Source organism: Lysinibacillus sp. NPDC097287 (assembly GCF_044761695.1).
In the GTDB taxonomy this organism is placed as follows: Bacteria; Bacillota; Bacilli; order Bacillales_A; family Planococcaceae; genus Lysinibacillus.
Map to the genome: position 1 here is coordinate 12,134 of NZ_JBIWCX010000022.1, position 14,623 is coordinate 26,756.

The following is a 14,623-nucleotide window of genomic DNA, read 5'->3' on the forward strand; positions in this document are numbered from 1 at the left end:
TAATGAAATAAATGAACAATCCTCATTCGACATTGAAAGGTGAATTTACTGGTTATACTTATCATATGAAAAAATATATTGTTGGATGAAAGTCCAAAATGAAGCGTGTTATTTAATGTAAAGGTGTGAGCGTAATGAAAAAGGCAGTATTTTTGGATCGTGATGGCGTAATAAATGAAGTGCTAACGGATCGTGTGAAATTTGTGAATAAACCTCAGGAGCTATATTTCCTACCAGGTGTGCCAGAAGCGATTAAGAAATTGAACGATTACTTTGATTTTATCTTTGTTGTAACAAATCAAGGAGGTGTTGGATTGGGCTTTATGAAAGAATCGCAGCTCAAAAAAATCCATGACCATATGATTGCAGAATTAAAGAAGCGAGGGGCAACAATTCACGATGTGGCATATTGTCCGCATAAGCCAAAAGCGGGCTGTGAATGTCGTAAGCCGAAAAGTAAATTAATTGTAGATCTAAGTGAAAAATATGATGTTGAGTTATCCCAGTCCTATATGGTAGGGGATACCGATACAGACATTATTGCAGGAAAGAGGGCGGGAACAAAAGGCGTATTCTTAGGGAAAAGTGATCTTCTTGCCGACGCCGTTTTCCCGGATTTAATTAGTGCCGTGGATTGGATAATAGAGGATTCAAGAATATAGAAAGTGTATAATCAATTGTTAGCAGCAGACACTAAAAGATACAAAAACGAAAGAAGAAAAGGGGATACAATGACAAAAAAACTAGAAGCAGGATGGAACTTAGACAACAGTTATGCCCGACTGCCCGAATTACTTTTTACTAGTCTTGACCTCAATCCGGTACGCTCGCCAAAATTGATCATTTTCAATGATTCATTGGCTAAATCATTGGGATTGAACGCTCAAGCATTAAAAATTGATGAAGGAGTAGAAATCCTTGCTGGTAATCGCATTCCTGAAGGTGGTTTTCCTCTTGCACAGGCATATGCGGGCCATCAATTCGGTCATTTTACGATGTTAGGGGACGGTCGAGCGATTCTGCTTGGTGAACAAATCACACCATTGAATGAACGGGTTGATATTCAGCTCAAAGGTTCAGGTAGAACGCCTTACTCGCGCAGAGGGGACGGTCGGGCAGCACTAGGACCGATGCTGCGTGAATACATCATGAGTGAAGCCATGCATGCGCTCGGTATTCCAACTACTCGTAGCTTAGCGGTAGTAACAACTGGAGAGTCAATCATCCGTGAAACAGAGCTTCCTGGTGCCATTTTGACGCGTGTAGCTGCTAGTCACTTACGCGTTGGAACTTTCCAATATGTAGCGCAGTGGGGAACAGTTGAGGACCTCCGCGCGTTAGCTGATTATACGTTACAAAGACATTATCCATATATTAAAGCTGATGAGAACCGCTATCTTAACTTACTTCGAGAGGTTATTAAGCGTCAGGCATCGTTAATCTCTAAATGGCAATTGGTTGGCTTTATACATGGGGTAATGAACACTGACAACATGACGATTAGTGGAGAAACCATTGATTATGGCCCTTGTGCATTTATGGATACGTATGATCTAGCAACAGTTTTCAGTTCGATTGATACTCAGGGACGCTATGCCTACGGTAATCAGCCACGTATTGCTGGATGGAATCTTGCACGATTTGCAGAAACACTCTTACCACTATTACATGACGATGAAGAAGAAGCCCTCAACCTTGCCCAAGAAGCCATTCAAGATTTCCCTAAATTATATTACACTACTTGGCTAGCAGGGATGCGAGCAAAACTGGGAATGTTTAACGAAGAGGAGCAGGATGAGTTGCTTATTGAAGAACTTTTCAGTTTGATGCACAAATATCAGGCGGATTATACGAACACCTTCCGCGCATTAACGTTTGATAAACCGGAAGATACAGTTCTATTTGACATCGAAGAGTTTAACCATTGGTATGAGAAATGGCAGGCGAGACTCGCAAGGCAGCAGGAATCAAAAGCCTCCGTACAGCAATTGATGAAAGACAATAATCCAGCGGTAATCCCTCGTAACCACCGAGTAGAAGAGGCACTTGAAGCTGCGGTAGAACAAGGTGATTACAGTGTGATGGAGCGGCTTCTTAAAATTCTTTCTAACCCATTTGCGCACTTACCTGAACAGGACGAATATGCAACGCTACCACTGCAATCAAACTGCCCTTACCAAACATTTTGCGGCACATGATGTAAAAGGTAAACTAAAAAGATTTTTCGTTGCAGGGAGCTATTGAGAGAGTCTTTTGTTGAATCACCCCATATATCAAAGACCTAGTTTTCACCTAACGTGAGAACTGGGTCTTTTTGATTTAGGGAATAAAATAGAGTGAGCATTAATATATTGCATAAGATATTCTGTATTTCGAAAGGGAGGAAATTATGAAAAATCTAGGTGTGTTACTTTTGTTGTTAGCATGTGTATTATCAACTACCATTAAGATCAACATCCGTCTTAGCAACCGCGTTAGTATTTCTAATAATAGTAAGGGAGATTAGTGTGAGAAGGGTAAAGATGTTGGTACTCGTAGTTGTTAAATAGAGTGTGTAAACACAAAGAACAGAAACGCCGTAATGAGTCTGATCTACTTCATTCTAATAGTGATAGTATCATTGTTCTAAAAGTAGTTTAGTGAGTAATTTATCGAATTTATTTGGACTCATTATTTCATGTGTGATGAATTGTCCATTATAGAATAAACCAAAAGTTGTCCATATAGTAGGTGCATTTTGTGCTGCTTCCTTCGTTGTAATTCTATGAGCTTGGAAGGGTATTTTTTTGTTTTCTGCTACTTCACTTAGGTCGTCCAAAATACCAACAGCGAATGGACATTGGGCTGTATAGTAAATAGCAATACCTTTTTCGATAGAGGGTGTTTTTATCTGCTCTTTAAAAGTAGGTTCGACTGCGTGATCATTCCATGTTAGTGTCATTAATTGAAAATAGGGCTCGGCTTGGTCTACTGGTTTAAAACCTAAATGTTCAAAGAAATGAGTATCACTTAAGTACGGAAGTTTTTTCTTTCCTGTAATATGTACAAGCCCATTCATGCCAGGTGAGATGGCATCCTCTTTACAATGTTCGAGTAATTGTTTTGCACAGCCATTATTTTTATATTTACCCGAAACCCATAAACAATTGATATACATGTAATTCGGTGCTTGAATAGGGGACCATGCCATTTCAGCAGGTAAATATTCAATGAAAACTTTCGCACGTTCGTTTAAACGGTAAAACACTAACCCCTCAACCATTCGCTCGGTCAACCATTGCTTTTTCTCAGCGACAGCTTTTTCATATTGTTTGGCACCTAAAGCGCAGCAAATATGTTCATGTTCAATATTGTCTGTTGTAATTTGAATATAATCCATTTCCCACATCACGACCTTTCGCAAATATCATAATAGATTTCCAGATAAGTAAAGCCAATTGCTGAAAATAATTCAGTAATTGGCTTTTTAATTGGTTTAATTTTCAACAACTGTTGCCTTGTCGATAATGCTTTGAGGGATATCAATTGAATCTAGATTATTGATTTCCGTATAGGTAACTACAGACTTTGTTTGAATAGCTGCCTCTTGACCTTCTACACTCATTATTAAATCGAATTCCATGTCCATTTTGTTTGTATCGAACGTTTCTTTATCGATATAGATTACGTAGTTCGCTTTCTCTATTGATAAGTCACCAAGAGGGTTCTCGCTAGTCCCAAGGGATTTATCCAACTCTGATTGGATGAGCTCTTTAAAGGCATCGCCTTGTGCATTTAACGTTAATACATACGTATCGTCAGTCTGTTCAAATGTAAAGTCGTCGATATATTGTTTTAGCTGTTCAAGTTGTTCTTTCGCATTAGCAGATGAAGCTGTTTGATCAAGGATCGCGTCGAATTGTTCATTCGGTAATTTCATCCAGCCTTCTGTTGTTGGATCTTTCATAAAGAAGCCTTGCTCCTGCTTCATATACATTTCAATCGGCATGCTAGAATTTTCATCGCCTTCGCCAAACATATCAGGTACTGTCATAGTACCAGAGAGATGCATAGCAAGTGGTTTGGCAATCATATCGATGTCCATCTGAGAATCCATATTCATCTCCATAGACTCATCGCCGGCTCCGAATTTCATCACTTGCTCCATGTCCATACTCGCACTCATACTCTTGATGTCTGCTTGACGCTCCATTGCCTTATCATACACTTGCTCTAATGTTAACTTGCTTGTCGCCGTTGTATCTTTCGTTGGTGTTGCGCCGGTGTTACACGCTGTCAAAATAAGTGCCACGGCACCAGCACTTAAAACGGCAAAAAATTTGTTCATCCTGTTCAGCTCCTATTCTTTATAAAAACATTCGATAATTGTGTATACGAATAAAAAACGATGAAGTTTCAGAAAAATCATTTAAAAGTGCTGTAATTTTCGTTTGAGTGCTTATATTGTGCATTTATGTAACATTTTATCTTGGTAAATCAGAAAAACCATTTTTAATAAGCCGAAGAATATCTACCTATTTCCGAAAATTAACGCCTTACACTAAAAAAACAGAATAGATAGAATAGTATTAATGAAGGTGGTGTAGGTGAATGACTGGAGAAATTGTATTGGAGTTAAAGGGCATTACAAAAAAATTTCCAGGCGTAATAGCATTAAATAATGTTTCTTTTGTGTTGAAAACAGGGCAAATTCATGCGTTGATGGGTGAAAATGGGGCAGGGAAGTCAACATTTATTAAGGTTATTACCGGCGTTCATAAAGCAGATGAAGGAGAAATGTTTTTAGATGGCAAGCCGGTATCATTTACAAATCCAAATGAGGCAAAGGCATTAGGAATCGCAGCCATTTATCAGCATGCGACGAATTATCCTGATTTGAATGTCACTGAAAATATTTTTATGGGCCATGAAAAAATTAGCACTACAACAAAGCGGATTCTTTGGAAAGAGATGCATGAAGAGGCAAAGTCAATACTTACTTCTCTAGGTTCATCCATCAATCCAAAACAAGAAATGGGCACATTGAGTGTTGCACAGCAACAAATTGTAGAAATAGCTAAGGCGATTTCAACGAAAGCACGCATCATCATTATGGATGAACCCACAGCGGCATTAACAGCAAGAGAGAGTGAAGAACTTTATCGTATTACGGAAGCATTACGAGAGCAAGGAACAGCTATTATTTTTATTTCACATCGTTTTGAAGATATGTATCGTCTTGCATCTCAGGTAACTGTGTTGCGAGATGCAAAATATATTGGTTCATGGCCAGTTGATGCCATAACGAATGATAATCTCATTATTGCAATGGTTGGACGAGAAATAAATCAGGTGTTTCCGAAAAAGGATCATGTCATTAGTAATGAAGTGTTTCGTGTAGAAAATTTAAGGAAAATAGGTTATTTCGCAGATGTGTCTTTTTCGCTCCATAAAGGTGAAATTTTGGGTTTAACAGGGCTAGTTGGGGCCGGGCGGACAGAGCTATGTGAAACACTAGCAGGTATCGAAAATTATGATAACGGTTTCATTTATCTTCATGGGCATAAAGTAAAATTTAAAAATCCAAAAGATGCGATGAATAGAGGAATTGGTTATTTGCCAGAGGATCGTCAAAAATCTGGGCTTATCTTACAGTGGGGAATTGGGCGTAATATTACCCTGCCAATGCTAGAAAAGTTTTCAGTGAAGGGCTGGCTAAAAGAAAAAAATGAGGCACTCAAGGCGAAGGAACTAGCAGAAAAGCTTCATGTTAAGGCGCAAAGTGTATTCGATCTAGTAAGTTCACTTTCTGGAGGAAATCAACAGAAAATCTCAGTTGCTAAACTACTGACGTCTAATTTAGAAGTCATAATTTTAGATGAACCTACAAAGGGTGTAGATATTGGCGCTAAAACGGCAATTTATGAAATTATTAACGAGCTTGCAAACGAAGGATATGGTGTGATTTTAGTATCCTCTGAAATGCCAGAAATTATTGGATTGAGTGATCGAGTAGCCGTAATGCGTGAAGGGAGACTGGTACAGATAATGGGTGCACATGAGGTTACGCAAGAAAAAATTCTTGCTGCCGCGATGGGCGATGTGCAGCAAGGAGGTGAAGTAGATGTCGACAAACATGATAGAATCACCACTACTCTCTAGTGAAGAAAAGAAAGCCTCTAAGCTTGCTAAAATCGGACAGTTTAGAGAGATTGGTTTGTTAGTTTTTATTATCTTGTTAATGGTTGGAGTACAACTTCGCAATAATAGCTTTTTAACAATAGAAAATATGACGGATATGATGACCAATACAGCGATTCTCCTTATTTTAGCTGTAGGTATGATGTTAGTCCTTATAACAAGGGGCATCGATTTATCAATTGGTGCAACGATTGCACTTTCAGGAATGATTGTAGCGCAATTTGTCAGCAATAATCCACAGACATCTCCTGTTATTGCAGTATTAATGGGAATTGGCATTGGTCTAATTTGCGGTCTTGTTATTGGAGGGCTCGTATCGTATTTAGGGGTACTGCCGATTATCGCAACATTAGCGATGATGAATATTTATCGAGGCTTTACATATATGGTGAGCGATGGGAAGTGGATTAGCTCTTATCAAATGTCTGAAAGCTTTGTAGGTATAGCCACGAGCTCTATTTTAGGTGTGAATACACTTGTAATTATCGTGATAATTGTCTATGTACTAGCATTTTATTTCATTGGACATACGAGAACAGGTAGACAAATTTATGCGGTCGGTAGTAATCCTGAATCTGCAAAGGTTACGGGAATAAGTGAGAAGAAAATTTTCTTGCTTGTTTATACAATAATGGGCGGGTTATCAGGATTAGCAGGTATTTTATGGGTATCGAAATATGCGTCTGCGCAAGGTGATACAGCAACAGGTTTTGAATTAAGTGTAATTGCAGCGTGCATTTTAGGCGGTGTCAGCATAGCAGGTGGAGCTGGAAAATTAAGTGGTGTTATATTAGGCGCGCTACTAATCGGGATATTAAATAATGCACTACCACTATTAAATGTATCCCCATTTTGGCAAAAGGGTATTGAAGGATTTATTATTTTAGCCGCAGTTTTACTGAATGTTATGGTGAAGCGTGGTGTAGAAAGAAATAACTTGTTGCGGAGGAGGTTATGAGCATGTCATCTAAAATAGAAGAATCATATGTTCATAGGAAGCTAGAAGCGCACCGATCGTTAACGGCAAAGACTGTTTTTTTGCAGTGGGAATGGCTTTTAGTATTAATCTTCCTCGGTGTTATCTTACTAAACACACTATTATCGCCTTACTTTTTCAATGTTACAAGCCTAAGAGATGCGACAATGATTTTTTTAGATAAGTCGTTTATCGTCTTCCCGATGGCTTTTATCATGATTATGCGGGAAATTGACATATCCGTTGGTTCAACAGTTGCCTTATCATCGGTCATGATGGCAACAGCTTATAATGTGTTCGGTTTACCAATGGAGCTGGCAATTGTCATCTGCTTGGCCGTTGGTGCACTATGCGGATTATTCAACGGTTTTTTAATTACAAAATTTCCGGAATTGTCAGCTGTTATTGTAACGTTAGGAACAATGATTTTGTATAGAGGAGTTGCCTATATAATTTTGGAAGATCAGGCATCCGGGAATTTCCCAGAATGGTTTGGATTCTTTGGATGGGGGTATGTTTTCGGGGTACCTTTTATCTTCATTGTTTTTATCATTACGGCAGTGATATTTGGTCTATTACTTCATAAAACGTCTTTTGGTCGTCGTGTATATGCGATTGGACATAACGATGTTGCAAGTAAATATTCAGGTGTGAATGTCACAAGAACAAAGCTGATTGTGTATATGATAGCAGGCTTGATGGCTGCTGTTACCGCTGTATTTTTAGCATCTAGAATGGGTAGCACAAGGCCCAATATTGCGAATGCCTATGAGCTTGATGTCATTGCGATGGCAGCACTTGGTGGTATCAGTACCGCTGGTGGTAAAGGGAGATTAATAGGTACGGTGATTGCAATTTTCATTGTGGGCTATTTGCAATACGGTTTAGGGTTGATTAATATTCCGTCTCAAACTTTGATGATTGTTATTGGTGGTTTATTATTATTCGCTGTTATTGTGCCAAAGTTAAAGAGTGTACGTAAATTATAGCAACAATGAATGACACATAGATAAACAATAAAAAGGGGTGTTTGGATGAAGAAGTTTTTCATATTTCTTGCAACGATGATGTTGTTTTTAGGTGTTTTAGCTGGATGCACACAAGGTAATACAAGTAGTAGTAATAGCAATTCTAACACAGATGATAATAAGCCAAGTGATGAAAAAGTGGATGATGGCGCACCAAAGAAACATGCCTTTATCTTTAAAAATACAGGAAATCCTTATGGGGAAAAAATGATGCAAGGCTTTGAGGAAGCCATCAATGAATTAGATGGTGAAGCAATTTTACGTGCACCAGATCAACCAACTGCAGAAGCACAAATTCAAATTATTGAGCAATTAATTACACAAAAGGTAGATTCCATTACGTTAGCTGGGAATGACCCGGATGCATTACAGCCTGCATTGAAAAAAGCAATGGACTTAGGAATTAAAGTAATTTCTACGGACTCAGCTGTAAATGCGAAAAGTCGAATGACACATGTCAATCAAGCTGACCCAGAAGCAATCGGCCGTATTCAAATCGAAGCAATTTCAGAGATGATTGGTGGTAAAGGGCAAATTGCCATTTTAAGTGCCACTTCTCAAGCGACAAACCAAAATCTATGGATTGAGTATATGCAAAAAGAGCTTGAAAAAGATACGTATAAAGATATTGAATTAGTAAAAGTGGCCTATGGTGATGATTTACGTGACAAGAGTGTATCTGAAACAGAGGCATTATTAAAAACATACCCTGACTTAAAAGGGATTATAGCACCGACGACTGTAGGAATTGCAGCGGCAGGAAAGGTGTTAACTGATAAAGGTTTAGCGGGGAAAGTGATGCTAACAGGCTTAGGTTTACCAAGCGAAATGGCTTCTTACATCGAAAATGGTGTATGTCCTTGGATGTATTTATGGAATCCGATTGACGTGGGCTACGCAGCAGGCTATTCAGCTGTTGCATTGGTGAATGGTGACATTGAGGGGAAAGTCGGCGACACATTTGAAGCAGGTCGTACAGGTGAAAAGTCGGTTGTTGAAGATGGCGATGGTACACAAATAATGCTAGGAGAACCATTCAAGTTCGATAAAGATAATATTGCAGAATGGAAAGAAGTTTACTAATCAGAAAATCCTCAGTCCTGATTTAGACTGAGGATTTTTTTAAGATTATGAAAATTTTACTAAGCGTCTAGGTATACGAATTGGAAGCTTACTATTGAATTTGCCTCGAAAGTAGTTTGCTAAGAGAAAAGGATATTTTAATGCATTTTTTTATAAAACGTACGTGGGAGGGAATTAAATGGCGCAAAATGTTTGGTCTCAGGATAAAGCAACGATGTTAACAGGCGTAGAGGAACTAGTTTATCGATCAAATATCATTGGCTCGAATCGAACAGTGTGTAACTGGGGTGGTGGTAATACATCCATGAAAACGAGTGAGAAGGATTTTCGCGGGCAAGAAATTGACGTTTTATGGGTGAAGGGAAGCGGCTCGGATTTAGCATCAATGCATGCCTCAAATTTTACTGGGTTGAAATTAGAAAACATTTTACCGTTGCTAGAGCGTGACCATATGACGGATGAGGAAATGGTAACTTATTTAACACATTGTATGGTGGACGCTACACATCCTCGTATGTCGATTGAAACATTATTACATGCATTTTTACCATTTAAGCATGTTGATCATACACATCCTGACGCAATTATTAGCATTTGTTGTGCAAGCAATGGTAGGGAAATTGCGGAAGCTATATTTGGCAATCGCTTTGTATGGGTACCTTATATACGGCCAGGATTTGAGTTATCAAAAATGATTGCACAGGGTGTGCGTAGTAATCCTCAAGCAGAGCTAGTGTTAATGGAGAAGCATGGCTTAGTGACCTGGGGGGAAACCTCAGAGGCATGTTATCAGCAAACGATTTCGATTATTAACGAGGCTGAGGCATTTATTGCAAAACATCAAAGAGACGCACCATTTAGTGGAGAAACGGTAGTCAGCTTGGCTGAGGAACAACGTAAAGAAGTAGCAGCTTCAATAATGCCATTAATCCGAGGTGAAATAAGTAAAGAACAGCAGGTTTTATTAAACTTTGATGATGCAGATAATATTTTGCAGTTTGTTAATAGCAAAGATGCGAAACAGCTATCACAAATCGGGGCAGCATGTCCAGATCATCTAGTGCATACGAAAATGAAACCTTTGTTTATTGATTGGAACCCAGAACAGCAAAGCTTGGAGGTGCTCCAAGAGCTTATAAAAGAAGGGATAGCCGGGTATCGAAAAGCATATGCTACATACTTTGCTGACAATCAAAATGAAGGAGATAAGATGTTTCCAACGGCACCGCGGGTCATATTAATCCCAGGAGTAGGTATGGTAACTTCCGGTAAAAGTAAAAGCAATGCACAGATTAGCGGTTCTTTATACCATAGAGCTATTGCAGTGATGAAGGGGGCGACAGCATTAGGTGAGTTCGTGTCGCTCAATGAAAATGAATCGTTTAATGTGGAGTACTGGCCTTTGGAGCTATACAAGTTAACATTGGCGCCAAGAGAAGCAGAGTTTTCTCGAAGGGTGGCATTTATTACAGGTGGTGCAGGAGGGATTGGAAGTGCTACGGCGCGCAAATTGGTTGATGAAGGTGCACATGTTGTATTAGCAGATTTGAATCGAGAAGGAGCTGAAAAAGTTGCAGCAGATCTTAATAGCACATATCAAGAGACACGTGCTATAGCCATTCCTATGGATGTAACGAAGGAGGAGTTCGTACAGCATGCATATGCACAAGCAGCCATTACCTTTGGTGGGGTTGATATTATTATCAATAATGCAGGACTAGCAACTTCGAGTCCATTTGATGAAACCACATTACAAGAATGGCAACTAAATATGGATGTATTAGGAACGGGCTATTTCCTTGTTGCTCGCGAAGCCTTTAAACAAATGAAAGTACAAGGGCTTGGTGGCAGCATGGTATTTATCGGATCTAAAAATTCAATTTATGCAGGGAAAAATGCATCAGCTTATAGTGCAGTAAAGGCATTAGAAACGCATTTAGCAAGATGTATAGCAACAGAGGGTGGACAGTATGGTATACGTGTCAATTCGGTTTTACCTGATGCAGTGCTACAAGGTTCAGCTATTTGGGGTTCAAGATGGCGAGAGGAGCGGGCGGCTGCATACGGTATTGAACCGGATCAGTTGGAAGAACATTATAAACTGCGCACGACATTGCTTGTAAATATTTATCCTGCTGATATTGCGGAGGCAGTTGCCTACTTTGCTTCATCCAAATCGGATAAAACGACAGGATGCATGTTAACCGTGGATGGTGGCGTACCTGCTGCATTTACACGTTAATCGTAAGGAGGTAAAAAGATGACACATGTGGCGATAGATATTGGCGCGTCAAGTGGAAGATTGTTACTTGGTCTCGTAGAAGATGGAAAGCTTAAGCTACAGGAGGTACATCGCTTTCCGAATTGTTTTGCAATGCAAAATGGGCGAGCAACATGGAATGTAGAGCGACTTTTAACCGAAATTATTATAGGGCTTGAAAAAGTAAAGAAGCTTGGCTATGACAATATTACAATTGGCATTGATACTTGGGCGGTCGATTATGTGTTGATAAACGAAAATGGAGAACGTTTGCAGGAAGCTTATTGCTACAGAGATCACCGTACAGACACGGCTATTGAATTAATGGAAGCTCATATTTCTTGTAAAGAAATATACAATAAAACAGGTATTCAAATACAAAACTTCAATACGTGTTTTCAACTATTAATGGAAGAAAAGACATTGCTGGCTAAGGCAAAATATATTTTACTCATCCCAGACTATTTAGCCTACCGATTAACTGGTGTTGCAGTGCTTGAATGGACAAATGCATCTACTATGCAATTATTAAATGTGACAACTCAGAATTTTGATGAGGAGCTACTAGCCATCATTGGTGTGGAGGCTACACAATTTGCGCCACTCATTAAACCGGGCGAAAAGATTGGGATGCTGCAAAATGAGCTTTTTGTAGATTTTGATTTGCCTATAAGTAAAGTCATTGCCGTTGCATCGCATGATACGGCCTCTGCCATTGCCGGTACACCAAGCACGCAGGGTAACTGGGCCTATTTAAGCAGTGGAACTTGGTCATTATTAGGGATTGAAAGACAAGATCCTATTATAACGGAATGTAGCTATGTAGAAAACTATACGAATGAGTGGGGTGTTTTTAATACGTATCGTGTATTAAAAAATATAATGGGACTGTGGATTTTACAAGAAGTACTAAAGAATTATGAGCAAAAATATACATTAGAGCAAGTAATATTGGAGGCTTCCCATGTCCAACCCTATCAGCAATTTATTGATTTTAATGAGGAACGTTTTTTAAATCCGTCTAATATGATTGTTGAAATTAAGCAATATTGTCAAGAAACTGGGCAGAGTATTCCTAAAACAATAGGTGAGCTAGCTGCCTGTATTTTTTCTAATCTATCCATTATTTACGCAATTGCAATAGAACATCTTCAGCAAATTACTAAATACCCCATCAATGTTCTATATGTTGTTGGGGGAGGTTCTAAAAATCATTTATTAAATCAAATGACGGCTAATATGAGCCAACGAAAAGTTTACGCTGGACCGTCAGAAGCGACTGCTATCGGAAATATCATGTTACAGCTAATAGCAGATGGGAAATTTCATAGCTTGGAAGAGGCAAGGCAATTCGTGCACCAATCGATAGAAATGCAAATCTTTCAGCCTGAAAAAATAAATGCAAAATTACTAATAGAACAATTTAAAAGACAAGTGATGAAGGAGCGAAAATATTCATGAGACGAGTAGCGACAAAAATGTTTGTGAATGTAGATTGCTTCGAGGAGTATCAAAAAAGACACGATGACCTTTGGCCGGATATGGAGATGGCATTAAAAGCACATGGAGCACATAATTATTCCATATTTTTAGATGAAGAGACAGGCCAATTATTTGCATATGTAGAGATTGAGGATGAGGCAAGGTGGCAGGCATTAGCAGATACAGAGATTTGTCAAAAATGGTGGGCCTATATGGAGCCATTGATGAAAACGAATGAAAATTGTAGTCCAGTAGCAATACCACTGGCACCTGTATTTTATTTACCATAGGGGGAGAATAAATGGTGGACCAAATGTATATGTATGCGAAGGAAAAGTATAGTAAGTGGGGCATTGATGTCGATGCTGCGTTAGCAGTGTTAAAAACTATACCGATTTCGATTCATTGTTGGCAAGGTGATGATATAGGTGGGTTTGAAGTGAATAAAAGTGAATTATCTGGGGGGATTGATGTAACGGGGGATTATCCAGGGAAGGCGCGTACACCTGAGGAACTTCGTCAAGACTTAGAAATAGCATTATCACTAATACCAGGTCAGCATCGAGTGAATTTACATGCATTGTATGCAGAAACAAATGGACAAATGGTAGAGCGAAATGAGCTTGAACCAAAACATTTTGAAAACTGGGTAAACTGGGCTAAAAAAATGAAAGTTGGCTTGGATTATAACCCGACATTATTTTCACATCCATTAGCTAAGGAAGGACTTACACTTGCGCATCCAAATGAAAAAATCCGCAAGTTTTGGATTGATCATTGTGTTGGTAGCCGTAAAATAGCGGCATACTTTGGCGAACAACTAGGTACACCTTGCCTAATGAATATTTGGATTCCAGACGGTTTTAAAGATATTCCATCTGATCGACTAACGCCGAGACAGCGATTAAAGCAATCGCTCGACGCTATATATGCAGAATCGATTAGTGAGGATTTTTTACTGGATGCAGTGGAAAGTAAAGTGTTTGGTATCGGTTCGGAATCATATGTTGTTGGCTCACATGAGTTTTATATGGGGTATGCCTTAAAAAACGATAAGATCTATTTAATGGATACAGGGCATTATCATCCGACTGAAACGGTATCTAATAAAATATCTGCTATGCTACTATTTACAGAGATAGTCGCACTACATGTTTCAAGGCCGGTACGCTGGGATAGTGATCATGTCGTAATTTTAGACGATGAGTTAAAGGAAATTGCAATTGAAATTATTCGTAATGATGCGGTGGATCGAGTGAAAATTGGTTTAGATTTCTTTGATGCGAGCATTAATCGTGTAGCTGCCTGGACAATTGGCACACGCAATATGATTAAGGCATTATTATACGCTTTATTATTGCCACATGACTTATTAAAAAAGCATCAAGATGATGGAAGTTATACGGTGAGGCTAGCATTAATGGAGGAGTTTAAAACCTATCCTTTTGGGGCTGTTTGGGACTATTACTGCCAGGAAATGAATGTACCTGTAGGTGAACAGTGGCTAAAAGATGTAGAGGAATACGAAAAAAATGAATTATTCGTTCGCCAGTAAAAGATAAAAAAGCAACTCGCTCGATGTAGCGAGTTGCTTTTATATTTATTTAATAGTAG

At 38.9% G+C, this 14,623-nt stretch carries 12 protein-coding genes; 10 read left to right on the forward strand and 2 right to left on the reverse strand.

The window, feature by feature from the left end; translation table 11 throughout:
* Nucleotides 1-134: 134 nt before the first annotated feature.
* Nucleotides 135-662, forward strand: a complete 528-nt coding sequence (locus tag ACIQ2D_RS20475; RefSeq protein ID WP_402867152.1) for a D-glycero-alpha-D-manno-heptose-1,7-bisphosphate 7-phosphatase — start codon at nt 135-137, stop codon at nt 660-662.
* Between the two features lie 69 nt (nt 663-731).
* Nucleotides 732-2,198 (forward strand): protein adenylyltransferase SelO, encoded by a 1,467-nt coding sequence (locus ACIQ2D_RS20480; RefSeq protein WP_402867153.1) that lies wholly within the window; start codon nt 732-734, stop codon nt 2,196-2,198.
* 419 nt (nt 2,199-2,617) lie between these two features.
* Here ACIQ2D_RS20480 and ACIQ2D_RS20485 read toward each other — a convergent pair whose 3' ends face one another.
* Both ACIQ2D_RS20485 and ACIQ2D_RS20490 read right to left on the reverse strand, forming a co-directional pair.
* Nucleotides 2,618-3,379 carry a GNAT family N-acetyltransferase gene (locus ACIQ2D_RS20485; protein WP_402867154.1) on the reverse strand — a complete coding sequence of 254 codons (762 nt, stop codon included), beginning with the start codon at nt 3,377-3,379 and terminating at the stop codon, nt 2,618-2,620.
* 96 nt (nt 3,380-3,475) lie between these two features.
* Complete coding sequence (locus ACIQ2D_RS20490; protein ID WP_402867155.1) at nt 3,476-4,327, reverse strand: DUF6612 family protein; 852 nt, start codon at nt 4,325-4,327, stop codon at nt 3,476-3,478.
* Between the two features lie 263 nt (nt 4,328-4,590).
* On the opposite strand from ACIQ2D_RS20490, the gene ACIQ2D_RS20495 reads away from it, so the two are divergent.
* From ACIQ2D_RS20495 to rhaA, 8 genes are all read left to right on the forward strand, one after another.
* Entirely contained in the window at nt 4,591-6,141 is a 1,551-nt protein-coding gene (locus tag ACIQ2D_RS20495) for a sugar ABC transporter ATP-binding protein (protein WP_402867156.1), read from the forward strand.
* Nucleotides 6,104-7,138, forward strand: coding sequence for an ABC transporter permease (locus ACIQ2D_RS20500; RefSeq protein ID WP_402867157.1), 1,035 nt, complete (start codon nt 6,104-6,106; stop codon nt 7,136-7,138). Before ACIQ2D_RS20495 ends, ACIQ2D_RS20500 begins: the two co-directional genes overlap by 38 nt.
* A gap of 2 nt (nt 7,139-7,140) precedes the next feature.
* On the forward strand, nt 7,141-8,145 hold the full coding sequence (locus ACIQ2D_RS20505) for an ABC transporter permease (protein WP_402867158.1): 1,005 nt from the start codon (nt 7,141-7,143) through the stop codon (nt 8,143-8,145).
* Between the two features lie 45 nt (nt 8,146-8,190).
* Nucleotides 8,191-9,267: a rhamnose ABC transporter substrate-binding protein gene (rhaS, locus tag ACIQ2D_RS20510; RefSeq protein WP_402867159.1), complete on the forward strand. Its 1,077-nt coding sequence runs from the start codon at nt 8,191-8,193 to the stop codon at nt 9,265-9,267.
* A 178-nt stretch (nt 9,268-9,445) separates the two neighbouring features.
* The gene (locus ACIQ2D_RS20515) at nt 9,446-11,509 is read left to right on the forward strand and encodes a bifunctional aldolase/short-chain dehydrogenase (RefSeq protein ID WP_402867160.1); all 2,064 of its coding nucleotides are present in this window, start codon (nt 9,446-9,448) and stop codon (nt 11,507-11,509) included.
* Between the two features lie 18 nt (nt 11,510-11,527).
* Entirely contained in the window at nt 11,528-12,988 is a 1,461-nt protein-coding gene (gene rhaB, locus ACIQ2D_RS20520; RefSeq protein WP_402867161.1) for a rhamnulokinase, read from the forward strand.
* Nucleotides 12,985-13,299: an L-rhamnose mutarotase gene (gene rhaM / locus ACIQ2D_RS20525; RefSeq protein ID WP_402867162.1), complete on the forward strand. Its 315-nt coding sequence runs from the start codon at nt 12,985-12,987 to the stop codon at nt 13,297-13,299. The genes rhaB and rhaM overlap by 4 nt, the downstream gene beginning before the upstream one ends.
* 11 nt (nt 13,300-13,310) lie before the next feature.
* On the forward strand, nt 13,311-14,564 hold the full coding sequence (gene rhaA / locus ACIQ2D_RS20530) for an L-rhamnose isomerase (protein WP_402867163.1): 1,254 nt from the start codon (nt 13,311-13,313) through the stop codon (nt 14,562-14,564).
* Nucleotides 14,565-14,623: the final 59 nt, after the last annotated feature.

What these genes read in the sequence shown, in the direction of transcription:
- rhaB (WP_402867161.1), top strand. Translation starts at nt 11,528, where the DNA reads ATGACACATGTGGCGATAGATATTGGCGCGTCAAGTGGAAGATTGTTA.
- ACIQ2D_RS20480 (WP_402867153.1), top strand. Translation starts at nt 732, where the DNA reads ATGACAAAAAAACTAGAAGCAGGATGGAACTTAGACAACAGTTATGCC.
- ACIQ2D_RS20505 (WP_402867158.1), top strand. Translation starts at nt 7,141, where the DNA reads ATGTCATCTAAAATAGAAGAATCATATGTTCATAGGAAGCTAGAAGCG.
- ACIQ2D_RS20515 (WP_402867160.1), top strand. Translation starts at nt 9,446, where the DNA reads ATGGCGCAAAATGTTTGGTCTCAGGATAAAGCAACGATGTTAACAGGC.
- ACIQ2D_RS20490 (WP_402867155.1), bottom strand. Translation starts at nt 4,327, where the DNA reads ATGAACAAATTTTTTGCCGTTTTAAGTGCTGGTGCCGTGGCACTTATT.
- rhaA (WP_402867163.1), top strand. Translation starts at nt 13,311, where the DNA reads ATGGTGGACCAAATGTATATGTATGCGAAGGAAAAGTATAGTAAGTGG.
- ACIQ2D_RS20475 (WP_402867152.1), top strand. Translation starts at nt 135, where the DNA reads ATGAAAAAGGCAGTATTTTTGGATCGTGATGGCGTAATAAATGAAGTG.
- rhaM (WP_402867162.1), top strand. Translation starts at nt 12,985, where the DNA reads ATGAGACGAGTAGCGACAAAAATGTTTGTGAATGTAGATTGCTTCGAG.
- ACIQ2D_RS20485 (WP_402867154.1), bottom strand. Translation starts at nt 3,379, where the DNA reads ATGGATTATATTCAAATTACAACAGACAATATTGAACATGAACATATT.
- rhaS (WP_402867159.1), top strand. Translation starts at nt 8,191, where the DNA reads ATGAAGAAGTTTTTCATATTTCTTGCAACGATGATGTTGTTTTTAGGT.
- ACIQ2D_RS20500 (WP_402867157.1), top strand. Translation starts at nt 6,104, where the DNA reads ATGTCGACAAACATGATAGAATCACCACTACTCTCTAGTGAAGAAAAG.
- ACIQ2D_RS20495 (WP_402867156.1), top strand. Translation starts at nt 4,591, where the DNA reads ATGACTGGAGAAATTGTATTGGAGTTAAAGGGCATTACAAAAAAATTT.